Source organism: Ruegeria sp. HKCCD7181, assembly GCF_057221055.1.
On record NZ_JBWVBC010000010.1, the window covers coordinates 39,077 to 61,600 of the forward strand.

The 22,524-nt window shown below is 57.6% G+C and carries 23 protein-coding genes, 1 other RNA gene and 1 riboswitch; of the genes, 13 read left to right on the forward strand and 11 right to left on the reverse strand.

Going from position 1 to position 22,524, the window contains the following annotated elements; genetic code table 11:
* Window position 1 precedes the first annotated feature (1 nt).
* Window positions 2-1,912 (reverse strand): extracellular solute-binding protein, encoded by a 1,911-nt coding sequence (locus tag AC2TCY_RS17795; RefSeq protein ID WP_480849371.1) that lies wholly within the window; start codon window positions 1,910-1,912, stop codon window positions 2-4.
* Between the two features lie 173 nt (window positions 1,913-2,085).
* The gene (locus AC2TCY_RS17800) at window positions 2,086-2,595 is read right to left on the reverse strand and encodes a c-type cytochrome (protein WP_480849640.1); all 510 of its coding nucleotides are present in this window, start codon (window positions 2,593-2,595) and stop codon (window positions 2,086-2,088) included.
* A gap of 119 nt (window positions 2,596-2,714) precedes the next feature.
* Between AC2TCY_RS17800 and AC2TCY_RS17805 the strand changes: the two genes are divergently transcribed.
* On the forward strand, window positions 2,715-3,548 hold the full coding sequence (locus tag AC2TCY_RS17805; protein ID WP_480849372.1) for a prephenate dehydratase: 834 nt from the start codon (window positions 2,715-2,717) through the stop codon (window positions 3,546-3,548).
* Window positions 3,549-3,557: 9 nt separating this feature from the next.
* Here AC2TCY_RS17805 and AC2TCY_RS17810 read toward each other — a convergent pair whose 3' ends face one another.
* The 3 genes from AC2TCY_RS17810 to nudC are packed head-to-tail and all read right to left on the reverse strand — an operon-like array spanning window position 3,558 to window position 5,550.
* Complete coding sequence (locus AC2TCY_RS17810; protein ID WP_480849374.1) at window positions 3,558-4,025, reverse strand: N-acetyltransferase family protein; 468 nt, start codon at window positions 4,023-4,025, stop codon at window positions 3,558-3,560.
* Window positions 4,026-4,057: 32 nt separating this feature from the next.
* Window positions 4,058-4,525: an SRPBCC family protein gene (locus AC2TCY_RS17815; RefSeq protein WP_480849375.1), complete on the reverse strand. Its 468-nt coding sequence runs from the start codon at window positions 4,523-4,525 to the stop codon at window positions 4,058-4,060.
* A 41-nt stretch (window positions 4,526-4,566) separates the two neighbouring features.
* A complete protein-coding gene (gene nudC, locus AC2TCY_RS17820; protein ID WP_480849376.1) occupies window positions 4,567-5,550 on the reverse strand; it encodes an NAD(+) diphosphatase in 984 nt (327 codons plus the stop codon).
* 138 nt (window positions 5,551-5,688) lie between these two features.
* On the opposite strand from nudC, the gene AC2TCY_RS17825 reads away from it, so the two are divergent.
* The 3 genes from AC2TCY_RS17825 (at window position 5,689) to rsgA (ending at window position 8,956) form a co-directional block, all read left to right on the forward strand.
* A complete protein-coding gene (locus AC2TCY_RS17825) occupies window positions 5,689-7,608 on the forward strand; it encodes a bifunctional 2',3'-cyclic-nucleotide 2'-phosphodiesterase/3'-nucleotidase (RefSeq protein WP_480849378.1) in 1,920 nt (639 codons plus the stop codon).
* A gap of 39 nt (window positions 7,609-7,647) precedes the next feature.
* Window positions 7,648-7,746, forward strand: an RNA gene (gene ffs / locus AC2TCY_RS17830) — signal recognition particle sRNA small type.
* A gap of 181 nt (window positions 7,747-7,927) precedes the next feature.
* On the forward strand, window positions 7,928-8,956 hold the full coding sequence (rsgA, locus tag AC2TCY_RS17835; RefSeq protein WP_480849380.1) for a ribosome small subunit-dependent GTPase A: 1,029 nt from the start codon (window positions 7,928-7,930) through the stop codon (window positions 8,954-8,956).
* Between the two features lie 29 nt (window positions 8,957-8,985).
* On the opposite strand, the gene AC2TCY_RS17840 is transcribed toward rsgA, so the two are convergent.
* Window positions 8,986-9,846 carry an alpha/beta hydrolase family protein gene (locus AC2TCY_RS17840; RefSeq protein ID WP_480849381.1) on the reverse strand — a complete coding sequence of 287 codons (861 nt, stop codon included), beginning with the start codon at window positions 9,844-9,846 and terminating at the stop codon, window positions 8,986-8,988.
* A gap of 165 nt (window positions 9,847-10,011) precedes the next feature.
* A riboswitch (cobalamin riboswitch) is annotated at window positions 10,012-10,234 on the forward strand.
* A 92-nt stretch (window positions 10,235-10,326) separates the two neighbouring features.
* Between AC2TCY_RS17840 and AC2TCY_RS17845 the strand changes: the two genes are divergently transcribed.
* Window positions 10,327-10,734, forward strand: a complete 408-nt coding sequence (locus tag AC2TCY_RS17845) for a hypothetical protein (RefSeq protein WP_480849383.1) — start codon at window positions 10,327-10,329, stop codon at window positions 10,732-10,734.
* A 1-nt stretch (window position 10,735) separates the two neighbouring features.
* Here AC2TCY_RS17845 and AC2TCY_RS17850 read toward each other — a convergent pair whose 3' ends face one another.
* Window positions 10,736-11,239 carry a protein-tyrosine phosphatase family protein gene (locus AC2TCY_RS17850; protein WP_480849385.1) on the reverse strand — a complete coding sequence of 168 codons (504 nt, stop codon included), beginning with the start codon at window positions 11,237-11,239 and terminating at the stop codon, window positions 10,736-10,738.
* Between the two features lie 138 nt (window positions 11,240-11,377).
* Here AC2TCY_RS17850 and AC2TCY_RS17855 point away from each other — a divergent pair, with 138 nt between their 5' ends.
* The 3 genes from AC2TCY_RS17855 (at window position 11,378) to recR (ending at window position 14,291) form a co-directional block, all read left to right on the forward strand.
* Entirely contained in the window at window positions 11,378-13,135 is a 1,758-nt protein-coding gene (locus AC2TCY_RS17855) for a DNA polymerase III subunit gamma/tau (RefSeq protein WP_480849386.1), read from the forward strand.
* A gap of 153 nt (window positions 13,136-13,288) precedes the next feature.
* Complete coding sequence (locus tag AC2TCY_RS17860) at window positions 13,289-13,633, forward strand: YbaB/EbfC family nucleoid-associated protein (protein WP_480849388.1); 345 nt, start codon at window positions 13,289-13,291, stop codon at window positions 13,631-13,633.
* A 64-nt stretch (window positions 13,634-13,697) separates the two neighbouring features.
* Window positions 13,698-14,291: a recombination mediator RecR gene (recR, locus tag AC2TCY_RS17865; protein WP_480849389.1), complete on the forward strand. Its 594-nt coding sequence runs from the start codon at window positions 13,698-13,700 to the stop codon at window positions 14,289-14,291.
* Between the two features lie 85 nt (window positions 14,292-14,376).
* Here the strand turns inward: recR and AC2TCY_RS17870 are convergent, their stop codons facing one another.
* Complete coding sequence (locus tag AC2TCY_RS17870; RefSeq protein ID WP_480849390.1) at window positions 14,377-14,709, reverse strand: hypothetical protein; 333 nt, start codon at window positions 14,707-14,709, stop codon at window positions 14,377-14,379.
* A 460-nt stretch (window positions 14,710-15,169) separates the two neighbouring features.
* Between AC2TCY_RS17870 and AC2TCY_RS17875 the strand changes: the two genes are divergently transcribed.
* Complete coding sequence (locus AC2TCY_RS17875) at window positions 15,170-15,658, forward strand: hypothetical protein (RefSeq protein WP_480849391.1); 489 nt, start codon at window positions 15,170-15,172, stop codon at window positions 15,656-15,658.
* Here the strand turns inward: AC2TCY_RS17875 and AC2TCY_RS17880 are convergent.
* Entirely contained in the window at window positions 15,655-16,296 is a 642-nt protein-coding gene (locus AC2TCY_RS17880; protein ID WP_480849393.1) for a ribonuclease T2 family protein, read from the reverse strand. The two genes, AC2TCY_RS17875 and AC2TCY_RS17880, sit on opposite strands and share 4 nt — an antisense overlap.
* Before the next feature lie 130 nt (window positions 16,297-16,426).
* Here AC2TCY_RS17880 and AC2TCY_RS17885 point away from each other — a divergent pair, with 130 nt between their 5' ends.
* Together AC2TCY_RS17885 and AC2TCY_RS17890 are read left to right on the forward strand one after the other, a co-directional pair.
* A complete protein-coding gene (locus tag AC2TCY_RS17885) occupies window positions 16,427-17,188 on the forward strand; it encodes a DUF1013 domain-containing protein (protein ID WP_480849394.1) in 762 nt (253 codons plus the stop codon).
* 52 nt (window positions 17,189-17,240) lie between these two features.
* Window positions 17,241-17,630: a hypothetical protein gene (locus AC2TCY_RS17890; protein WP_480849395.1), complete on the forward strand. Its 390-nt coding sequence runs from the start codon at window positions 17,241-17,243 to the stop codon at window positions 17,628-17,630.
* Between the two features lie 56 nt (window positions 17,631-17,686).
* Here AC2TCY_RS17890 and AC2TCY_RS17895 read toward each other — a convergent pair whose 3' ends face one another.
* Window positions 17,687-18,718, reverse strand: coding sequence for a permease (locus AC2TCY_RS17895; protein WP_480849397.1), 1,032 nt, complete (start codon window positions 18,716-18,718; stop codon window positions 17,687-17,689).
* Window positions 18,711-19,019: an ArsR/SmtB family transcription factor gene (locus AC2TCY_RS17900; protein ID WP_480849398.1), complete on the reverse strand. Its 309-nt coding sequence runs from the start codon at window positions 19,017-19,019 to the stop codon at window positions 18,711-18,713. The genes AC2TCY_RS17895 and AC2TCY_RS17900 overlap by 8 nt, the downstream gene beginning before the upstream one ends.
* A 135-nt stretch (window positions 19,020-19,154) precedes the next feature.
* Here AC2TCY_RS17900 and pdxR point away from each other — a divergent pair, with 135 nt between their 5' ends.
* Window positions 19,155-20,615: a MocR-like pyridoxine biosynthesis transcription factor PdxR gene (gene pdxR, locus AC2TCY_RS17905; RefSeq protein WP_480849400.1), complete on the forward strand. Its 1,461-nt coding sequence runs from the start codon at window positions 19,155-19,157 to the stop codon at window positions 20,613-20,615.
* A 122-nt stretch (window positions 20,616-20,737) separates the two neighbouring features.
* The gene (gene xsc, locus AC2TCY_RS17910; protein WP_480849401.1) at window positions 20,738-22,513 is read left to right on the forward strand and encodes a sulfoacetaldehyde acetyltransferase; all 1,776 of its coding nucleotides are present in this window, start codon (window positions 20,738-20,740) and stop codon (window positions 22,511-22,513) included.
* Window positions 22,514-22,524 lie beyond the last annotated feature (11 nt).

Sequence of the window (22,524 nt, forward strand, 5' to 3'; positions counted from 1 at the left end):
GTTACCGCAGCGCGCCTTTCGCTTTCAGGTCGGCCTCTTTATCCGGGTTTACCCACCACAGATCCAGGTAGCCCAGCGTGAATGGAGGCAGGTTCTCAGGGTATTCATACATGTCGTAATAGGCTGTCCAGTAGTCCGCCACATAGCCATCCGGGATGACGAAGAACTCATAACGCAGTACACGATCAAGCGCCATAAGGGCGGCGTCTTGTTCAGCCTGATTAGTAGTGTCGAAAGACGCCTCGATCACAGCATCCACCAACGGGCTGGCCAATCCCGCCGGGTTGAAAAGGCTGAACGCAGCTTCTTCTGAGCCATACATCTGACTCAGACCGCCGCCCGTCGACAGGAAAGAACCGTATCGGGTCGAATAGACCATGTCATAATCCCGCTCTCGACGTCGTAGCGTGTATTGGGACGGGTCTACCTTTTCCGCAGTTGCATCTACGCCTATCGATTGCAGGTTTTGTACGAAGGTCTCGATCATCGTCGCGGTCGACGTTGGGATACTGGACGCGTAGGGGATATTCACCCTGAGCGTCTGCCCTTGTTCGTTTCGACGCAGATTACCATCGGCCACCGGCCAGCCTGCTTCATCCAGCAGTTTGGATGCTTTGCGCAAATTTCGGCGGTCGTTCAGACGTGCCGGGTTGGATTCATGTGTCAAAAGTGCCGGTTCATTCAAAACTTCGGCCGGCACAACGTCACCCAAGGTTTCCAAAAAGGCCAGCTCTGCGCCTTCCGGTACATCTTTGGCTTCGAGATGCGTCCCCTGTACAAACGAATTGCGCGCTGAATTCAAACCAAACATCAGCGATTCATTCGCCCACTCGAAGTTGAACGCCAACGCAATCGCCTGCCGGACTTTCTTGTCGGCGAATTGCGGTTTGCCCAGGTTGAACACAAATCCCGAAGGAGTCGGTGGGCTGCCATCCGTAATTTCATCGCGGACAACTGAACCCTCGCTCAGCTTCGGAAAGTCGTAGTTCGATGCCCAAATCTTCGGATCGCTTTCAATCCGCATAGTGTATTCACCGGCTTTGAATCCTTCGAATGCTGCGGTCTGGTCGGCAAAATACTCGACACGGATCGTGTCGTAATTGTTGCGCCCAACATTGATCGGTAAATCCTGCCCCCAGTAATCATCGCGACGTTTGTAGACGATACGGCGGTTGATATCGTAGCTGTCCAGTTTGTAGGGGCCCGACCCGACCGCAACTTCGAGTCTGGGTTCATCCAAGCGCCGCTCTTCATCTGCTTCGAACCATGACTTGGAAAATACTGGCGTGGATCCGACGGTTTCGATCAGCCCGCGCCGAGTCACTTCGGGGCTGAAGGTAAATTTGACGGTGTGGTCATCCAGCGCTTCGGCACCCGTGACCATCCTCCCAACGGCCTGCGCATAAGATGGCAACCCCTGTTCGATAAACAATCGGTGGCTGTAAACTACGTCCTCTGCGGTAACCGGAGTGCCGTCCCAGAATGTCGCCTCGGGACGCATGTGAAAGATCACATAGTTCCGCCCTTCGTCGTACTCCATGCTTTCAGCCAGAACGCCGTAGTATTGCCCTACGCTGTCTGCCGTGCTGTCGATCAGCGAATCATATTGCAGAGTTGTAAGCGCGCCAGCCCGCCCTTTTCGTGAATACGGGTTCAGAGAGTCGAACGTCCCAGATCCAGCCAGTGAAAGCTCACCACCCTTAGGCGCTTCAGGATTGACATAGTTGAGATGCGGGTAGTCCACTGGGTAATCCAGATTGCCAAAATAAGAATAACCGTGACTGCGCGTAACATTATCCTCAGTCGCAGCAGCCAGACCGCCGCTGCCCAGTACTATCGCAGCCGTTATCCCCAAGACCCCCGCCAAGGACCGAACATTCGATACGCTTATCGCGGGCAGGAGGGGTTTCATATGGCTCATCCTCTGGATCGTTTCGTTCTTTATCTTATGCGCGCCAGCTAAATGACCAGCACTGTCAGGTGCAAGTTTAGAATGCGTGAACGCTTTGTGAAGTTATTCTTAGGCAAAAATAAAGCCGCTGCGTAGGGCAGCGGCTTTGAAACTTGTCGAGGCTGATCAAAAGATCAGTTGCCGATCGTCTGAAGATACGCAATCAGGTCGGCGCGCTCTTGCGGTTTTTTCAGACCGGCAAAGCTCATGGAGGTGCCCGAAATATAGGCGCTGGGGCGTGTCAGGAACGCATCCAGAGCTTCAGGCGTCCAGTTGCCGCCGTGCGCCTGCATCGAGGCAGAATAACCAGTGAACCCTTTGGCCGAAGCGACGGGGCGATCCACAATCGCGTACAGGTAGGGGCCTGTGCCATTCGCGCCGTCTTCCAGCTTGTGGCAAGCGGTGCATTTGCGGAACACGCGCGCGCCTTTCTCAGGGTCGGCGGCGGCCAGCATATCTTCGAAGACGACTTCTTCGCCGTCAGCGCTCTCGCCCGAGCTTTCGGTTTCAATAACGTAGGCGGCTTCGGCACCATGCCCACCCACATAATAGAGGACATCACCCCCCCACTTGGCGAGAAGAAGCACCAGGAAGGTGCCAAACAGGCCGGCGGCGGCCTTGGTAACTGTCATCGTGTCGAACATTGATCGCGAGTCCATTTCAGCTGTCTGCGGGGTGTCTAAGGCTTCCCCTTGCAAGAGGCAAGGTATAGACACCGCGACTAATCGCCCAAATCAAGAACTTGTTGCACGGAAACGACCAAATGACCAAACGCATCGCATTTCAGGGAGAACCCGGCGCTTACAGCCACGAAGCCTGCCGCAATGCACGGCCCGACATGGACGCCCTGCCCTGCCGCACGTTCGAAGACGTGATCGAATCGGTGCGCTCGGGCGCGGCAGACCTGGCAATGCTTCCGGTAGAAAACACCACCTATGGGCGGGTGGCCGATATTCACAGGCTGCTGCCGCATAGCGGGCTGCACATCATCGACGAAGCTTTTGTCCGCGTGCATATCAACCTTCTGGGCGTGCCCGGCGCAACTTTGACCGACGTGACCGAGGCACATTCCCATCTCGTTCTACTCCCCCAATGCGAAGGCTTTCTGAAAGAGCACGGCATTCGAGGTCGGGTCAGCCCCGACAACGCGCGTGCGGCCCGCGAGGTGGCCGAGGTCGGGGACAAGCACTCGGCCGCGCTCGCCAGCGAGCTTGCCGGTGAAATCTATGGCCTGAATGTGCTGGCGCGCCACATCGAAGATCACGGCGACAATACCACCCGTTTTCTGGTCATGTCGCGCGAGGCTGACGAATCGCGTCGAGGTGAGCATGGAATGATCACCAGCTTTGTGTTTCAGGTCCGCAACATTCCTGCAGCGCTGTACAAGGCGATGGGCGGATTTGCCACCAATGGCATCAATATGACCAAGCTGGAAAGCTACATGCTAGACGGGTCGTTCACGGCCACGCAATTCTACGCGGACATCGTGGGGCATCCCGATGACCGGAATGTCCAACTGGCAATGGACGAATTGGAGCATTTCACGACGAATGTCGAGATTCTGGGCGTCTATCCGGCGGCACAGCCGCGCGGTTGATGCAAAAAATCAGATCGAAAACGACTTAGACACCGATCCTTGCTGTCGTCGATACTCTCTAAAGCCCATGGCCTCGTAATAGGCCAAACCTTCTACATTGGTAGCACCGATTGTCGCGTCGATCGCAGGTAAGTTTTGATCTCGCGCGACGGCCAAAGTAGATTGGAACAAGGCGCGCCCGATACCGTTTCTCGCCGCCGTGGGACAGATATGCGTGCCGATTACGCCCCATCCGACCGGCGCACCGTAGGGATTGTTTTCAACGGCTCGCTTGAGAGATTGAAAACCCAGGATATGCCCAACCGTGTCAACGGCGATTGTACATCGAATTTGGTCGGGGTGGCGGATGTAATGGCCCATAACGAAGTCAACATCGCTGTCCTTCCGCCGTTTTCCCGCTTTGACAAGATTTTGCAGAACCGAAGAAATACCCTCGGCATCGCCATCCTCGGCCGGTCTGAGGTTCAGATCGTTCACGAGTTGCCCCCTGTTTCTGCGCCAGCCAAACTTCACACCCCGTGCAAGTGGCGTTCTTCCAGTTCCCGAGCAAAATCACCCAGGCGCTGCTGAAACTGGCGGCGGAAACGGGACTGTCCCAATTTCAGAGATTGCAGTAGCAACCGGGCCGGCAGAGTTTTTGCGGTCAACGACATATCGATGCTCAGGCGTGTCCTGCGCTGGGAAAGGGCCAGCAGCTCGATGGTTGTTGCGCCGTTCATACCCTTGCTGCCAGCATAAAACCGGATCAAAGCGGGACGGTCGCAATCTGTCATTTCCACAGTGATATGCCGCGGCTTGCCACGTATCGTGAACACGGTTTCCCAGACAGTACCTGCACCTGGCTGAACTGGTCCGCGCGCGCGCTGCACGTCGACACCACGCCGCATTGCCATACGCTCAAACCGCTCGAAGTCGGCAACCATGTCGAACACGATGTCGATCGGAGCTTCAATATCCTCTTGTGCTGAAAACTGCATCTTGGGTTCGGGCCGTCCTTGATTTTAACTCCAGTGTTTCGTCAGTCCAATGTATCCGCAAGCCAGTGCTGCAATAAAAAATGAGCAATTGCACCTTTTCGCGCCGGCAGCAGTCTCGGGTGATCGCCAGCAAAGGCCTGCATCATCTCGGCCTTGCTGACCCACATTGCCTCTTCGATTTCCACCGGGTCGATCTGGATATCGCGCGACAACGCCTCACCCGCACATCCGAACATAAGAGAGGCCGGAAACGGCCAGGGTTGGCTGGACAAATACCGAACAGCACCCACAGGCACACCCGCCTCTTCCATAACCTCCCGTCGCACGGCAGCCTCGAGCGTTTCGCCCGGCTCAACAAATCCTGCCAGCAACGAGAACATCCCCTCGGGCCAGCCGGGGGAACGCCCCATGAGCACAGAATTGCCGTGCGTGATAAGCATGATGACCACCGGGTCCGTGCGCGGAAAGTGCTGCCCGCCACACTCCGGACAGCTACGCTGCCACCCGCCCTGAGATATTTCGCTGCGGGCCCCGCATCGGGCGCAGAATTTATGCGTTTCGTGCCATCCGATGACGGCTTTGGCTGTCGCGGCCAGTTCCGCATCGCGCGGCGACAGGCGCGCCATGATGCGGCGCAACTCGGCAAAAACGTGACCTTCCGGCAGGTCCGGGTGCTGCTGTTCGGTGCGATCGACAAAATCACCGACGCCGGTCAAGTCCAGCCCTTCCGCCGCCCATCCGGAAATGTCCATCGCAAAAACCGGGGCGTTGCGATCTGTCTGCCCAAGGAAAATAGGAGAGGCGACCACCCCACCTGGACCCTCACGCAACAAATCATGGTTCATTGGAATAAATGACAGCCGATTCAGGTGTTCCCCTTGAACCAGCAGCTTGCCACGCCACAACAAAAGGCAACGCGCGGAGGGGTCTTCCTGTGCTTGTGCCAGCTGCTCTGCATCGCCGCGACGTAGCGCCGCCCGATCCAGACCGGATCCGCCAAATGTCACTTGCTCCGCGTGTTTCATTCCTGCCTTCCCTGCCTGTCGGCAAAGGGCTGCCACGTCTTTGTCTTAGGCGCAACGTGTTTTCAACGCGCGGCAAAACAGCGCTGCCGTTGAAAGACCGCAAGAATGCCCCGGAATTTGCACGTATTCTACTAGTTGGTGAATTCAACCGTACAACAACATCCCGAAGCTGATAGTTTGACAATTAGTACATCGCCAGATCAGAAACCGTCACCGGTCGCGCATATCCAGATTTTGGCAACAAGCGATCTTCACATGAATCTGACCGGGTTCGATTATTACGCGGATCGCTCAGACCCCCGAATAGGCTTCACGCGGACTGCCAGTCTAATCCGCCTAGCGCGCAAACAGGCCCGGCAGAAGCGCGCGCTCAGCCTATTGTTCGACAACGGAGATTTCCTTCAGGGAACACCGTTCGGAGATTGGGCCGCCGAAAACGTGACGGAAGATCACCCCATAGCAAGGGCGTTCAACGCGTTGGACTACGACGCGGTAGGACTAGGGAATCATGATTTTAATTTTGGGGTTCGACTGATTGACCGGATTGCCGACCAAATCTCGTGCCCGTTGGTCAGCAGCAACCTCAGACGCACATCACCTGCCCAAAACCCTCGGAAAAGCGTGGTGTTGCATCGTTTCGTTCAATGGAACGGCGCCGATTTGCCAATCCGCATCGGCGTGCTGTCTGTCCTGCCCCCTCAGACCACTCAATGGGAAGCGCACCGGCTGGAGGGGAAGGTCGAGATCGACGACATTCTCGACGCTGCTAAAGAAACTGCCAACGCGTTGCGTCGACAGGGCTGCGATATCATCGTCGCGCTGGCTCATTCAGGGTTGCGCGAAACGCAGGCTAATGCGGGGTTGGAAAACGCGGTCGTTCCGCTAGCCGCCTTGAAAGAAATCGACGTCATAATCGCCGGCCACACTCACCTGACGCTGCCGGGAAAATCGCATGCCAACATCGCTCATGTCGACGGCACCAAAGGGTTGGTGCATGGCAAACCCACGGTTATGCCAGGGTTTGCCGGTTCCCATCTGGGTGTCATCAACCTGATGCTGGAACCCGACGGCGCTGAAAGCTGGCGTATCGTCAAAGCCAAAGCCGAGCTGCAGTCCGCCTACCCCGCCAATCATGCCGACCCTGTGCCGGAAGATCCTGAGATGATGCGCCTGTTCGCTGCGGGTCATACGGCAACCCGCATCCGCGTCGCAGAACCCGTTGGGAGCATCTCTGCCCCGGCTCACAGTTATTTCAGTTTTTGCGCCCCTGATCGCGGACTTGCGCTGCTGGCGGCCGCTCAGGCGGCTGCGGTTCGGCCAATTCTGGCAGGGACAAGCTTGGAATCCCTTCCGCTCATATCAGTTTCGGCGCCTGCCAAATTCGGCGGTCGTGCAGGGCCGAGATATTACACCGACGTCCCGGCAGGCGAGATTTCAATGCGACATGTGGCTGACATCCACATTTTTCCTAACGAAGTGCGGGCCGTGGTAGTAACGGGTGCTCAGGTCCGGGAATGGCTCGAAATGTCAGCCGGGCTGTACAATCAAGTCTTGGCGGACCAATGCGACACTTTGATAAATCCTGGTCGGGCGGGTCACAATTTTGATGTGCTTCACGGGCTGAACTATCAGATCGACCTGTCCCAGCCGCCCCGGTATGCAGCCGCCGGCGGTGTGGCCGATCTCTCCGCCTCACGCATCCGCAATCTGACATTGGAAGGCCGTCCTGTCACCGACAGCCAGAGATTTGTCGCCGCGCTAAACAATTACCGGGCAAATGGCGGCGGGAACTTTCCAATGGCCGGACAGATGCAGCCGATCAAATTGCCGACTCTGCTTATTCAGGACATTCTGCGGGATTACCTAGCCGGAAAGCTGCCGAGCGATCCTTTGGAGCGCACGCCAAACCCGTTCAGCCTCTCCCCGCTTGGTGGAGCCAGTGCCATGCTGGAGACCGGCCCAGGTGCCGAGGCGCATCTTGACGAATTGTCTGCTTATACTCCTCATATACATGGCTTGAACTCTGCGGGATTTCTCCAGATTGAACTGACGCTCTGACGGGTTGTCATTTCCGCTTCACACACCTATATCCATCATCGAGAGGTTGGCGCGGGCGAGCGCCTCGCCAACCTGGTCAGGTCCGGAAGGAAGCAGCCACAACGAGCCCCGCTTGGGTCGATGTCCAACCTCTCACTTAGTGCCTGAAAAGGTGCCAACCTGAACCCCACAGCCGCAGGAGGGCTTTTATGATTGTAGCAATGGCCCTTCAGGCAACGCGGTTCTGATCTTAGCCATCATCCCGACTGCCTGAACACATTGCCAGTGGATACGCGCCCGCCATCCGCAAGGCTTGTTGATTCTGAACACAGGCAGACCAATGTCTCTTACCCTTTCGGACCTTGGATGGTCCTCTCATTTTGCCGCGCAACACGCGGTCGACCCAAAATTGATTCCTCTCCGCGTGACAGCCGTTCACCGTGATCGGTTGATCGGACAATGTTCTGGCGTCGAAATACCATTGCTGACCGGAGATCGCCTGACTGGTGAATTTGCCGTTGGTGACTGGGTGCTTTGCGACCCACAATACCGAGTTAAACGTTTGCTGGACCGTCGCAGCCTGCTAAAACGCCGCGCTGCCGGAACCGGGGTCGACGCGCAATTGATCGCCGCCAATGTGGATGTTCTGTTCATCGTCAGTTCCTGCAACGCGGATTTCAACCTCGCCCGCTTGGAACGCTATCTCGCGCTGGCCCATCAGGCGGGATGTTTCCCAGTCATCGTATTGACCAAAGCGGATACCATCAAAGACCCAGAGCAATATGTGAACCAGGCCCAGGCCACATCTACATTTCTGACCGTCCTGCCGGTGAACGCGCTGGACGCGCAAGACGTACAGCGCGTTCTGGATTGGTGCCCGTCTGGTCAGACGGCTGCTTTGGTCGGCTCTTCCGGCGTAGGTAAAACGACACTCGCAAATGCCATGACCGGATCGCAGGACGCAACTGCTGGCATCCGCGAGGACGATGCGCGCGGTCGGCACACAACGACCGCAAGAGCCCTGCACCGAATGAAAAACGGTGGATGGCTAATCGATACCCCGGGAATGCGCGCGCTGCGGTTACTGGACGCCAAGGAAGGTGTGAACGAGGTCTTTGCAGACATCGTTGAGCTGGCCCAGGAGTGCCGCTTCTCCGATTGCAGACACCACAGCGAACCGGGCTGCGCTGTCCTGTTCGCAATTAATGAAGGTGCTCTGAGTCCTGACCGGCTGGACCGGTGGCGCAAACTGCGGCGAGAGGACATGCGTAATTCCGAATCCGTGGCGCAAGCCCGTGCGCGCGATAAAGCATTCGGAAAAATGGTGCGGAGTGTGACACGCGGAAAGTCTTCGCGCACCGAATTCTGACAGGAGGGGGCGCCAGGTTTTGGCGTCCCTCACCTTTCGATCAAACGGGGCCAGACTGTCGCGTTTTTACGTGAAAAAACACCTATATGGCCAATACCGCTCAGTCCGAAGTCTTGAGGGTCAATCAGGTGACGTTTCGCGTCCGGTCCGTATAGATCGGCCAGTCTCCAAACCGCATCAGGTGGAACCATTTGATCGTCAGTGAACGCGAATAGGTCAACCGGTCCGCTAGCCCGAGACCAATTTGCCATCGGTAGGCTGGTACCAACCTCAGGCACATAGCTTTTTAGTGAGGTGCACCACTTGCGCCATTGCCAGTAGACCTGAGGAGGCAAGTCTGAACCGAAGCCAAGCGCTCTACCTGGCAAATATCCCATCATGCGCACGACCAAAGGCGCGTGGCCGTACCAGAACAATCCGGCAAGCCCGCGGTAAGGCCACGGATGATCCGACAGCGTGACCAAGCCCGAACAGACACAGATCATCCGGTCGATCGCGTCTATATCCGGCTGCACGGGGCCGAGCATTCCGCCAACCGAATGACCGATTGTCCAATGCTGCGAATTTGGGAACCGTCGCCGCATCTCGGCACGGGCAGCGGGCATGTCGACCAAGGCCCAATCTGCCATTGTGACCGCTGAGTCCTTCAATCGCCCCTCAAGGGAATGGCCGAAATCCCGATAATCATATGTCAGGCAGGCCATACCTTGTTCAGCTGCAAGCCATTGGGCGAAATGCTGATAGTAGTCTCGCGGCACCCCGGTTGCGCTGTTCAGAACAACGACTGTCTGCGGTTCGGACACCGGCAGGTACAAGCGGCCCGACAGCATTGCCGCCGCCGAAGGGAACCGAATATTCTCGGTAAGAACCGTTTGCCGAGCGTCTAACATCTCTTCTCCAGTCGCAACTGAACCGATCAGTTCACCTCCTCAATCGGCCCTATCTGTCGTTTCGAGTCAAGGCAGGACTTGGTTGACCAAACGTCCACTTGCCGTGCCGAAGCAATGGAGCGAGCAAATGAATGTCCAATCTGCTTGACTCGGTCACACCGCAACCGCTAGCGATTGCGTGATGGTTTCCGCGCCCTCCAACAAGGGCCGGGATGAAAAGGGAACACGGTGCGGTCCAACCCGGTTGACCCGGTACGGACTAATTCCGCGACTGCCCCCGCAACTGTAAGCGGCGAGCGATGCCAAAACACCACTGACCGAAAGGTTGGGAAGGTCGGCAAAGCAACGACCCGCAAGTCAGGAGACCTGCCATCGGAAACTAAAACCGAAACTCGGGCGGGGTGTCCGGGCAGGGTTTGGCAGCTCTGAGGCTTCCTTTCCTTATCTCTCACCCTTCGTCCCGCGCGCGGAGGGCGCAGCATGATCTGGAAGACTGACACACATCAATTCACCGCGACTATTTGCCAGCACACGGGCAAAACCTGCCCCGCACTTGCCCGTATGGCACGTGCAATGGTGCAGGCCGTAGCGACCGCAGGTCCTGCGACCACGCGCGAGTTCGAAATCGAGGGCAACACCGACCTGACGCATTGCCTAAAGGGATGCACCGCCCGCTTTCGCGCCCGGCCTGATCAGGTGCGGGTCTATTGCGGCGCAGACCCCGAGATCGGTTCTGACACGTTGGACGACTATGCCGAGCTGATGTTTGGCACGGAAATTACGTCCCTTCCTTCTCAGGCGATCAGCAGCCCGCCTTGCGCGTTGCTGGAGGCCGTAGCGCTTGCGCCAAGCCAACCGGCTCGGGCCGAGTCTTTCGCGGCAGTTTGACCTATTTCAAAGAATGCGCGCGGGCCTTTCCCATGGCCCAGCGCATCTGCCCGTCGGTCTCGACGGCGCAGGGGCGAATTTCACGGAGCCGGGACAAAGCCGCCTCTGATGCTTCACCGCATTCCACCATCAAACGCAAAACCACCATCCCTGACCGACCACATCCACCGCGGCAATGCACCAGAACCCGGCCTTTATTTGACAGAGTCGTCAGAACTCTTGCGCTGACCTCGGCCCATCGCTCGGTTATTTCAGGCGGCGGTGATCCAAAATCCTCGATGGGCAAATGGATCCATTCGATCCCGCGTTCCGTCAGGTCCTGCCCGAAATTCCCCGCACCTTCCTGCCCCATCTCAGCCGCAGTAGTCATTGAGAGTACAACATCCGGTGCCCAGCCTCTGATCACCTTCAGATCGGCCAAATAAAACCCGCCCCGGCCCGGCATAGGTGACAGTGCAAGCGAACCACCGCCGACCTGCAAAGTGTGAACTCCAAACTGCGGCATCGATCCCCCTGATTTGCTGTGCCCGCAAGTTCTATACCGTCGTACCAACATCCAAAACAAAATTCGTTCAGACCTGCGGTGGACGCGGAGGGCAGCGCGCTCTACGCTGCCGCATAACTCGAATCCGCCAGAGCAGACATGACCGACACGCCCAGCCCCGCCTATCAGGTTCTCGCCCGCAAATATCGCCCCGAAACCTTTGCCGACCTGGTTGGCCAGGATGCGATGGTGCGCACGCTGAAAAACGCGTTCGAGGCGGATCGGATCGCACAGGCCTTCATCATGACCGGTATTCGTGGCACCGGTAAAACCACAACGGCGCGAATTATTGCCAAGGGCATGAACTGCATCGGCCCGGACGGAAATGGCGGCCCCACAACTGAACCCTGTGGCCAGTGCGAACACTGCGTAGCGATCATGGAAGGCCGCCATGTCGACGTGATGGAAATGGACGCCGCCAGCCGTACCGGTGTGAATGACATCCGCGAGATCATCGACAGCGTCCGCTACCGTGCCGCCAGTGCGCGCTACAAGATCTATATCATCGACGAAGTTCACATGCTGTCGACCAGCGCCTTTAACGCGCTGCTCAAAACGCTGGAAGAACCCCCGGAACATGTGAAGTTCATCTTTGCAACCACAGAGATTCGCAAGGTCCCGGTAACGGTTCTGTCTCGGTGTCAGCGCTTTGACCTGCGGCGCATCGAACCCGAGGAAATGCTCGGCCTGCTGCGCAAAATAGCTGCGTCGGAAAACGCACAGATCGCCGAAGATGCGCTGGCGCTGATCACCCGCGCCGCTGAAGGATCTGCGCGCGACGCGACCTCGTTGCTGGATCAGGCCATTTCACACGGCGCAGGCGAGACCAGTGCCGATCAGGTACGCGCCATGCTGGGATTGGCGGATCGGGGCCGGGTGCTGGATTTGATGGACATGATCCTGCGCGGAGATGCGGCTGGAGCCTTGACCGAACTCGGTGCCCAATATGCCGAAGGGGCCGATCCCCTTGCGGTCTTGCGCGATCTGGCTGAGATCACTCACTGGGTCTCTGTCGTAAAGATCACTCCCGACGCCGCCGAAGACCCTACGGTTTCCCCCGACGAACGTGCCCGGGGGCAGCAGATGGCCGAGGCTCTGCCGATGCGCGTTCTGACGCGGATGTGGCAGATGTTGCTCAAAGCGCTCGAAGAAGTGTCCGCAGCGCCAAACGCAATGATGGCTGCGGAAATGGCGGTCATCCGGCTGACCCACGTCGCTGATTTGCCAAGTCCGCAGGAACTGCTGAAACGCCTTCAAGATACACCTCCGCCACCGAATGGAGGTCCCGGCGGCGGGGTTGCAATTCCAGGGACTGCCGCACCCGCGTCGCAAGCCTCGACGCAACCTGCCTATGCCGCGACGACAACAGGAAACGGTGGCGGACCTACGGCGGCGCTGGCACAGGACGTTCAGGCCGCGCTGGCGCGCTATCCGACCTTCGATCACGTGGTCGAGTTGATCCGCGCAAACAGAGATGGCGTTTTGCTGGAAGAGGTCAAAAGCTATCTCAGACTGGCGGCCTACCAGCCCGGCCGGATCGAGTTTCAGCCCACCGAGCGCGCCTCGGCCAACTTGGCCCAGCGGCTTGGATCTGCAATGCAAAGGTGGACGGGCAATCGGTGGGCCGTGACGGTTGTAAATGAAGGCGGCGGTGAGACTATCTATGAAAAAGAGAACGCGGCCGAAGAAGCGCTGAAAAACGAGGCCAAGGAACATCCGTTGGTGCAGGCGGTTTTCGCTCATTTCCCTAAAGCCAAGATCACTAAGATCGAAACGCCAGAACAACGTGCAGCCAAAGTTGAGACCGAGGCATTGCCCGAGGTTGAAGACGAGTGGGACCCGTTCGAAGAAGACTGATCCGTCACCCCGAAAACTGGAAACCCTGCCGGACCCTACGAGATGACAGGGCCCGAAAAAGACCGTGACGACAGGCGGGAGCAACTCTGGCCCCTTGTGCCGCGCTGTTGGCGTCCGTATTTAGTCGACAAACCGATTTACAGGAGATTACCGATGCTCAAAGGACTCGGCGGATTGGGCGATATGGCCAAGATGATGAAATCCGCGCAAGATCTGCAGACCAAGATGACCGAAATGCAGGAAGAGCTGGCCAACATGACGGTTGTCGGCGAATCCGGCGCAGGTCTGGTAAAGGCCACCGCAACGGCGAAAGGCGAGTTGAAAGGTCTGGACATCGACCCGTCCATCTTCAACGGCGACGATAAGGAAGTGGTTGAAGACCTGATCCTGGCCGCCATCAAAGACGCTCAGTCCAAGGCTGCCGAGCGCTCGCAGGAAGAGATGGGTCGGCTGACCGAAAGCATGGGCTTGCCGAAAGACATCAAGCTGCCGTTCTGATACACACTCCTGACGGATCATTGGCCGGGCGCAAGAGCCCGGCCCTTTTGCAGGAGCGCGAGCGTTGAGTTCAAACAGCGACATCGACATTCTGATCGACCTGATGGCCAAGCTGCCGGGCCTCGGCCCCCGCTCGGCTCGCCGCGCAGTCCTGCACCTGATCCGCAAGCGCGCCTTGTTGCTGACGCCCCTGTCGGACGCAATGCAGCAAGTGGCCGCGACCGCCCGCGAATGCCTGAATTGCGGCAACGTGGGCACTACCGATATCTGTGACATCTGCGACAGCGAAGCCCGCGCAACCGGAGAGCTATGCGTGGTCGAGGACGTCGCCGACCTCTGGGCGATGGAGCGCGCAGGGGTCTTCAAAGGCCGCTATCACGTTCTGGGCGGCACACTGTCCGCCTTGGATGGGGTTGGCCCGGACGAGCTGCGCATTCCCCGCCTCAAGGATCGCGTGACCACCGAGGGGATCACCGAGATCATCCTCGCCCTGAACGCCACCGTCGACGGCCAGACCACAGCCCACTATATCGCCGATCAGTTGGAGGGGCAGGTCCGCCTGACCTCACTGGCGCAGGGTGTGCCGATTGGCGGGGAGCTGGATTATCTGGATGACGGGACGATTACAGCGGCATTGAGGGCGCGGAAGGAGTTGTAGGCGATTGCAAAGCCGTTGCGGCCAAACCACTGCCCGAATACCTTCGCTGTTTCTCGGTTTTACGAACTCTGGCAGGGTCGCCGCCTTACTCCTCTTCATCCAGAGGCGGGTATGTCAAACGCAATGCGATGCCATAGAAATAAAACAGAAAGATCGGCAACAACGAAAACGTGGCGATACGTGCTCCCAACGGCGCTTCTATTTTGACCAAAGTTTCGTTGACGATCAGAGCCAGAAACGCGGCAAACGCCTGCAATTTCAGAATATTCTCACGAAATGCGGTTGAAACTTTAGCGTCTTTTGGTGCCGGGGCAAATCGGTCCAGAAAAACTGCGTCACCAGCCGCGCCGTAAACCATGACGATGATGTAAAGCCCGCAGTAGATGCTGACTATGCGGTGGCTGATCAAAGGATTCATAAAACAAATCTGTACGGCCAGAACACTCAGCCAAATTGTCAGAACCACACACATATTGGTTCTAAGGTCTTTGGTGACCTTTCCCTGCCTGCGCACGGTGGTAGGCAAGATTCGCCAGATCAGAGCCACTTGCGCCAATACGCAAGCCCAAACAAACGACTTGGCTGCCGGGACTCGCAAGAACGTTAAAGCAGTCCAGACGCTGATAAGCACTAAAGCCGGAAGCAATCGCCGCCAACCTATCAGTGGTAGGTCGCTCACGATCAGCCAGACATATAGGGAAAAGCGTCGCAACGGGTCCATGCGGCTACTGAAAGCTCAAATTGCGGCGAAATAACGACGCGGGTGCAAGTAGTTATTCAATTTGTAAAGCAGTCACAACTTGTTGGATTTTTTGCTATTCGACCATACTAGTTTGCCGGTAGAATAAATGACAGCTTGATTTCAAAAGGATTTTTGCGTGCCCCGCCTTCTCGCCCTCACCTTCGCCGCCTTCACCGCAACCGCTGCCCTGTCGCAAGAACTTGTCGACAAAGGCTTCGTCGAAGGCTGGAACATCATGATGGACCCCGCGCTTGGCAACGGGTGCCTGATTCAGACGATCTATCAGGACCTCTCGGTTGTGCGACTGGGCTATGACGCGCTGGGCAATCGCGGGTATTTCACCGTCTACAACAAGGCCTGGGGCGATATCGAACCGGGACAAAGCTATCCGATCCGGTTCGAGCTGGACGGCAAGAGCTTTGATGCCACAGCTATCGGGTTCAAAAAGGACCGTGTGCCGGGCGCGACGGTATTCTTCACCGACCGGAGTTTTGTCAACGCAATTGCACAGAACAAGACGATGACCGTCTACAACCCCGCCGGTGAGACGGTGATGGCAATTGACCTCAAAGGTACGACCAAGGCGCTGGAATATGCGCGGGATTGTCAGAACAAAAAGCTCTAGCGAATCGGATCGAACAGCGCGTCCTTAGCCTCACAGTCGCGGATCACGTCGCGGCCACAGGGAACCGGTGCAAGATCGTTCGAAAGGCACAGCCGAACCTCTTCGATGTATCCGTCGCGGCAGGTGATCGTAATCATATCCCGCTCAAGCCCCGGATTGGCTTTCAGGAACGCGTCCTCGACAACCGACGCGGGCAGTTTGACCGAAGTATCCAGCTTGCGGAAAATCTCCGGGCGCCTGACCTGCTCATACGCCTGACGTGACAGGGCAAAGTAGTCAGGCGCTGAAAGGCCCGAACAGGTGCCGTGTTTCTTCCACTGATGCCAGGCAAGGCCGGAACTGCCCTGAATATCGGTCATTTCCCGCGTCATGCGCCGGGTCGGTGGTGCCTTCGGCGTGCGGCAGTAGGCAGGCCAACCCTGATGGTATTGCGGCCAGAGACCATGCAGGATCCACCCATGGTCATGCCGTGCATCGCACTGGTCAGACTCGCGTGCGTCACCCTCGCGCGCGCACCAGTTGGGCGACCAGCTCAGCGACAGGACGTAGTAGTCAAACTCGCCCGCCTTCTCTCCATCGGCAAGTGCTGCCATTGCACTGAATATCCACAGAACCAGCCCCAATTTCATCTGGCGCATTCGCCTCTTCCCTTCTTGCCTTGCCGGGACTATATACAGCCCAAGTTCCCCGACAACGGAAACCTGCCCCAAGACCTCGGGGCCGCCGAATTCCGGCGACGGGATAGATGTATTCAAAGGAGACGGGCTGATGGCAAAACCGCTGATGGCCAAGGCGACAGCCGTATGGCTGGTGGACAATACCACGATCAGCTTCAAGCAGATCGCGGATTTCGTGGGCATGCACGAGCTTGAGGTGCAAGGCATCGCAGATGGCGATGTTGCAGCAGGCGTGAAAGGGTTTGACCCGCTCGCAAACAATCAGCTGACCCAGGAAGAGATCGACACGGCGCAGAACAACCCACTGCACAAGCTGAAGCTCAAGTTCAATCCGGCCGCTTCGGGCGAGGAAAAGCGCCGTGGCCCGCGCTATACCCCGCTGTCCAAACGTCAGGACCGTCCGAACTCGATCCTGTGGCTGGTCAAGTTCCACCCGGAACTCAGCGATGGTCAAATCGCCAAACTGGTCGGCACCACAAAGCCGACGATCCAATCGATCCGCGAACGGACCCACTGGAACATCTCGAACATGCAGCCAATCGACCCGGTCGCTTTGGGTCTCTGCAAACAGTCGGAACTGGACGCCATTGTTCAGAAGGCCGCTGCGAAAAAGGCCGCCGAAGGTGGTGTGATGAGCGACGATGAGCGCCGTCGTCTGGTATCGACCGAGCAGTCGCTCGAGATGGACGCTGCACCCAAAATCCCGACTGCAATCGAAGGCTTGGAGACCTTCTCGCTTTCGGACGACGGGGAAGAAGAAAAAGACGACGAGCCGATCCTCGACGCCGACAGCTTCTTCAACCTGCCCAAAGGCGACGGTGCGGATGATGAAGAAGACGACAAGCGCCCTTGATGCGTTGATGGCCCCGGTCTGAACGGTCCGGGGCGATTACTATGAGAAAACTATGCTGAACGTATTGTCTGCTCTTCTTGGCCCGCATCGTGCTGTGACTGTCTACGCCTTTCTCAGAACATGGGGTCTGGGGCTAGCGGGCGGCGCGGTCATGATCGCCATTGTCGCCGGGTTGTTTTTTCTGGGCGACGACGGCAAGCACGAGCATCATTCGTTCCTAACTGTCCCGGTCTTGTCGGCAACGCCGATCAATGGGGACCTTAAGAATGGGGTCATTGCCTCTGTCAGGTTGCCGGATGGGACAGCCACGTCGATTACCTCGACCGAAGCGCCCATTTCGCAGACCGTCAGCACCAGCGCTTGTATAGAAAAACGGGTCTACGTCGAAAGCGGCGAACCTCGCTACAGGTTCAAGCTGCCGCGGTTTTGCGCGGCAAGCTGAGCTGAGACCCTACTGCGGTAATCCGCCCGACACTGTCGCCGGGCGGATTATTTGGTTCAGATCATCTGAAACAGTATCCCGGCGACAATTGCGCCACCGACACCAAGCCCGAGATACGTCGCAAAGACGCGCGGCTTGACCAGCGACCACACTGCGGCCATCGCCGGGATCGAACTGACCGCTCCAGCGACCATGAACGCCATCGCTGCGCCTGCGCTCATCCCTTGCTCCATCAACCCAGCCAACAAGGGTGGTGCGACATAGGAGTTCAGATAGGCGGGCATCCCGACCAAAGCTGCGACAACAATGGGCACTACGCCTTCGCCACCTACAGCGCGTGCGATCAGATCGGCGGGAACGTAGTTGACCAGCAACGCCTCAAGCACGTAGGCCAGAGCAAGCCATTTCAGCAGAAACAGGCCGTTGTGCACGAACTCGGTCCGGAACCGTGCACGACGTTCGGGCTCTTGCCAGAATTTCCACATAGGCTTGTCGTCTTGTTTGGGTCCACATCCACAGCACCCGGCGGGTTTGTATTCGCGCAGAGGGTTAGCGAATGCCCCGCCCCGCATCAGCGCGCGGACGGCAAAGCCACCAAACAGGCCCAGCGAAACCGCAGCAACTGCCTTACCGATCGCAAAAGGCCAACCCAGCGCGCCTGCGGTAATCAACAAAGTCGGAGGGTCGATCAATGGTGAGCTGAGCCAGAAGGCCATGACCGCGGACAGGGGTGCCCCGAGGGCCAGCAGACCGGCGATAAAGGGGATCACCTCGCAGCTGCAGAACGGCGCAAGCCCGCCAAAGAGCGCCGCCAGAAAGATCATCCGTGTTTCGCGTCCCTCAAACGCACGGGCCACCATCACTTCGGCCCCGGTAGCCTTGAGGTACGACAATAGAAGCACAGCGAACAGGATATACTGCCCGGTATGGGCCAGTGCCTTGCTGGCAAAGGTTACAACTTCCGACCAATTGCCCGGGTCCAGAACAGCCACTGCAGCGAGGATTGCGACGATCAATGCCCAAGGCGTTTTTATCAAGTCCAAGGCGCCTTTGGCAGTTACCTTCGGATTTTGCGAGAGTTCAGCCATCGTTCGCGGCCTTTCCAACTTCATCCGCGCAGCATTCACTGAGGATGAACTGCGCCAGGTTTCTCAACTCGCCGAAACACGCACGGTTTATCGTGCTACGACCGACTTTTTCCTGCTCGACCACTCCACCGGCGGCCAGAAAACGCAAGTGATGCGCGAGGGTCGAGGGCGCGATGCCGGTTCGGTTCTGTATCTCACCCACGGTCAACCCAGACTCACCCGCGCGGACCAGAGTTTTCAGGACCTTCAGCCGGGCCTCGGACCCCATGGCCGAAAACCCTGCAGCGGCTGTTTCCCACATGTTACTTCTCCATTAAACTAGATTTCTGGTTATTTAGTTTATTCGAGATCACACGTCAACTGCATCAGCTTAATTTTTCGCCCTTCCCACTTAAGTCCAGATTGCCCACGCCTTAAGTCCAACCTATAAGCGGATATGGGCATTTCAGTGGACACCTTCTTTCTTGACCCCAATGGGCAGGGTACCTTGCAGGCGCGCATTCAGCAGATGATCGCCGAGGGCATATTGTCGGGGCGTTTTCATGTCGGGGAAAAACTTCCCTCATCCCGCAAACTGGCAACGCATCTGGGGGTCAGCCGGATCACCGTTACGCTGGCCTATACCGAACTGCTGGCCAACGATTACCTGATGGCTAAAGGACGTTCGGGGTACTTTGTGTCTCAGAACGCTCCGGTGCCGCCAAAATACACGCCGTTGCAGCGGGGGGATGAATCGGTTGACTGGAGCACTGCTTTGGCCCGGCACTATTCCGGCGGGGACTTCCTTCAAAAACCAAGCGATTGGCGGGACTATCGCTATCCGTTCATATATGGGCAGGCGGACAGATCGCTATTCGACCACGCCAACTGGCGGCTTTGCGCGGTTCGGGCGCTAGGGCACAAGGATTTCGACTCGCTGACCGGGGATTATGTCGACCAGGACGACCCGCTGCTGATCGAGTTCATTGCACGCCATACACTGCCGCGTCGCGGAATCTCGGCCCGGCCAGAAGAGATTCTGATAACACTCGGGGCCCAGAACGCGCTTTGGCTTGCGTCCAGAGTATTACTGAACCGCAGCCGAACCGCTGCGATTGAAGATCCCTGTTACTATGCACTGCGGGATCTTTTGCTTCATTCTGAATGCAAGGTGACCCCATTGCGCGTCGATCAGGATGGCCTGCCACCGGATGACATCCCAGCTGAAACCGACGTCATATTCACCACACCCAGCCATCAGAGCCCAACCACGGCAACTATGCCGCTGAACCGCCGCAACGCTCTGCTGAACCGGGCACGCGAGCTGGATGCGCTCATTGTCGAAGATGATTACGAGTTCGAGATGGCCTTTCTCGGCGCCCCTTCCCCGGCGCTGAAATCTTTGGACCGGGATGGGAGGGTCGTTTATGTCGGCAGCTTCTCCAAATCGTTGTTTCCGGGCCTGCGGCTTGGGTACATGGTTGGTTCTGAAGCCTTCATTCGCGAGGCACGCGCGTTACGTTCGCTCGTGCTGCGGCACCCTCCAGGACACATTCAGCGCACAGCGGCCTACTTTCTGTCGTTGGGGCATTACGATGCGCAGATTAGGCGTATGTCCACGGCGCTAAAGAGCCGGCGCGAGGCCATTGAGACGGCAATTGGAAAACATGGTTTAACCGTCGCCGGACGCGGTGTTCTGGGCGGTTCATCCATGTGGATGCAGGCGCCGCAAGAAGTTGATACCACGCAGCTCGCGCAGGACCTGCAGGCACGCAGTGTCCATATCGAACCCGGTGAGAAGTTCTTTTCCGGGTCGGACCGGCCACGGAACTTCTATCGTCTTGGCTATTCTTCAATCTCACCCGAACGCATCGCTCCGGGAATCGAGCAGATCGCCGAGGCGATCCGCAGTTTCTAGTCGACTGGACTTATTCCGGCATCTGTTCTGGCCCTAACGTCACAAACACCCTTGCGCCAAAACCGCTATGAATTGCTGCGGCGAGAAGCTCGGCCACGACCACCCAGACCGGAGAGACCCAGATGAAAATGACCACAGAAGAAGCGTTCGTAAAAACGCTGCAAATGCACGGGATTGAACACGCGTTCGGCATTATCGGCTCTGCAATGATGCCAATCTCCGATATTTTTGGGAAAGCTGGTATCACTTTTTGGGACTGCGCACACGAAGGCTCGGGCGGCATGATGGCCGACGGTTACACGCGTGCGACCGGCAAAATGTCGATGATGATCGCTCAAAACGGCCCCGGCATTACCAATTTTGTCACTGCAGTTAAGACGGCCTACTGGAACCACACGCCGCTGCTGTTGGTTACGCCCCAGGCTGCCAACAAGACCATGGGTCAGGGCGGGTTCCAGGAGATGGAGCAGATGCGCATGTTTGCCGACTGCGTCTGCTATCAGGAAGAAGTGCGCGACCCCAGCCGCATGGCCGAAGTTCTGAGCCGCGTGATCATGAATGCCAAGCGTGCATCCGCACCTGCGCAGATCAACGTACCGCGTGACTTCTTCACCCAGGTTATTGATATCGAACTGCCTGCCGTCGTTGATTTTGAACTACCCGCAGGTGGCGCATCTGCCGTATCAGAAGCTGCTGCGCTGCTGTCTGATGCCAAGAACCCCGTCATTCTGAACGGTGCCGGCACTGTTCTGTCGAAAGGTGGAATCGAAGCATCGAAAGCTCTGGCCGAGCGTCTGGACGCTGCGGTCTGCGTTGGCTACCAGCACAATGACGCATTCCCGGGCTCGCACCCGTTGTTTGCCGGTCCCTTAGGTTACAACGGTTCGAAAGCCGGCATGGAGCTGATCAAGGAAGCTGACGTTGTTCTGTGCCTTGGCACCCGCCTGAACCCGTTCTCGACTTTGCCGGGCTACGGGATGGAGTACTGGCCTGCAGACGCGAAGGTCATCCAAGTGGACATCAACCCTGATCGCATTGGCCTGACCAAAAAAGTTTCAGTTGGCATCGTTGGCGATGCAGCCACCGTTGCCACCAACATTCTGGCGCAGCTGTCGGGCACTGCAGGCGACGAAGGCCGCGACGCACGCAGAGCGAAAATCGCTGAAACCAAATCTCGTTGGGCACAAGAACTCACATCTATGGACCACGAGCAGGACGATCCCGGGACCACGTGGAACGAACGTGCCCGAGCAGCCAAGCCAGACTGGCTGAGCCCACGCAAAGCATGGCGCGCAATCCAGCAAGCCTTGCCTAAAGAGGCCATCATTTCGTCGGACATCGGCAATAACTGCGCCATCGGCAACGCCTATCCGTCGTTTGAAGAAGGACGCAAATATCTGGCTCCCGGGCTGTTTGGCCCCTGCGGTTACGGCCTGCCTTCGGTAGTCGGCGCCAAGATTGGTTGCCCGGATGTCCCGGTCGTCGGCTTCTCAGGCGATGGTGCATTTGGCATTGCAGTGACCGAGCTGACTGCCATCGGTCGCGAGGAATGGCCAGCAATTACACAGGTTGTTTTCCGCAACTACCAATGGGGCGCGGAAAAGCGGAACTCGACCCTTTGGTTTGACGACAACTTTGTTGGCACCGAATTGGATACCCAGGTTTCTTATGCCGGTATTGCAAAAGCCTGTGGCCTAAAGGGTGTTGTTGCCCGGACCATGGACGAGCTGACCAACGCGCTGACCCAAGCGATCGAGGATCAGAAGAATGGGATCACGACATTGATCGAAGCAATGATCAATCAGGAACTGGGCGAGCCTTTCCGCCGGGACGCAATGAAGAATCCGGTCGAAGTGGCTGGAATCGACGCTGCCGACATGCGTCCGCAGCAGGTTTGACCTACTGCCTT

Coding starts and splice junctions, on each gene's coding strand:
- AC2TCY_RS17795 (WP_480849371.1), bottom strand. CDS start 1,912: ATGAAACCCCTCCTGCCCGCGATAAGCGTATCGAATGTTCGGTCCTTG.
- AC2TCY_RS17800 (WP_480849640.1), bottom strand. CDS start 2,595: ATGTTCGACACGATGACAGTTACCAAGGCCGCCGCCGGCCTGTTTGGC.
- AC2TCY_RS17805 (WP_480849372.1), top strand. CDS start 2,715: ATGACCAAACGCATCGCATTTCAGGGAGAACCCGGCGCTTACAGCCAC.
- AC2TCY_RS17815 (WP_480849375.1), bottom strand. CDS start 4,525: ATGCAGTTTTCAGCACAAGAGGATATTGAAGCTCCGATCGACATCGTG.
- nudC (WP_480849376.1), bottom strand. CDS start 5,550: ATGAAACACGCGGAGCAAGTGACATTTGGCGGATCCGGTCTGGATCGG.
- rsgA (WP_480849380.1), top strand. CDS start 7,928: ATGTCTCTTACCCTTTCGGACCTTGGATGGTCCTCTCATTTTGCCGCG.
- AC2TCY_RS17840 (WP_480849381.1), bottom strand. CDS start 9,846: ATGTTAGACGCTCGGCAAACGGTTCTTACCGAGAATATTCGGTTCCCT.
- AC2TCY_RS17845 (WP_480849383.1), top strand. CDS start 10,327: ATGATCTGGAAGACTGACACACATCAATTCACCGCGACTATTTGCCAG.
- AC2TCY_RS17850 (WP_480849385.1), bottom strand. CDS start 11,239: ATGCCGCAGTTTGGAGTTCACACTTTGCAGGTCGGCGGTGGTTCGCTT.
- AC2TCY_RS17855 (WP_480849386.1), top strand. CDS start 11,378: ATGACCGACACGCCCAGCCCCGCCTATCAGGTTCTCGCCCGCAAATAT.
- AC2TCY_RS17860 (WP_480849388.1), top strand. CDS start 13,289: ATGCTCAAAGGACTCGGCGGATTGGGCGATATGGCCAAGATGATGAAA.
- AC2TCY_RS17870 (WP_480849390.1), bottom strand. CDS start 14,709: ATGAATCCTTTGATCAGCCACCGCATAGTCAGCATCTACTGCGGGCTT.
- AC2TCY_RS17880 (WP_480849393.1), bottom strand. CDS start 16,296: ATGCGCCAGATGAAATTGGGGCTGGTTCTGTGGATATTCAGTGCAATG.
- AC2TCY_RS17885 (WP_480849394.1), top strand. CDS start 16,427: ATGGCAAAACCGCTGATGGCCAAGGCGACAGCCGTATGGCTGGTGGAC.
- AC2TCY_RS17890 (WP_480849395.1), top strand. CDS start 17,241: ATGCTGAACGTATTGTCTGCTCTTCTTGGCCCGCATCGTGCTGTGACT.
- AC2TCY_RS17895 (WP_480849397.1), bottom strand. CDS start 18,718: ATGGCTGAACTCTCGCAAAATCCGAAGGTAACTGCCAAAGGCGCCTTG.
- AC2TCY_RS17900 (WP_480849398.1), bottom strand. CDS start 19,019: ATGTGGGAAACAGCCGCTGCAGGGTTTTCGGCCATGGGGTCCGAGGCC.
- pdxR (WP_480849400.1), top strand. CDS start 19,155: ATGGGCATTTCAGTGGACACCTTCTTTCTTGACCCCAATGGGCAGGGT.
- xsc (WP_480849401.1), top strand. CDS start 20,738: ATGAAAATGACCACAGAAGAAGCGTTCGTAAAAACGCTGCAAATGCAC.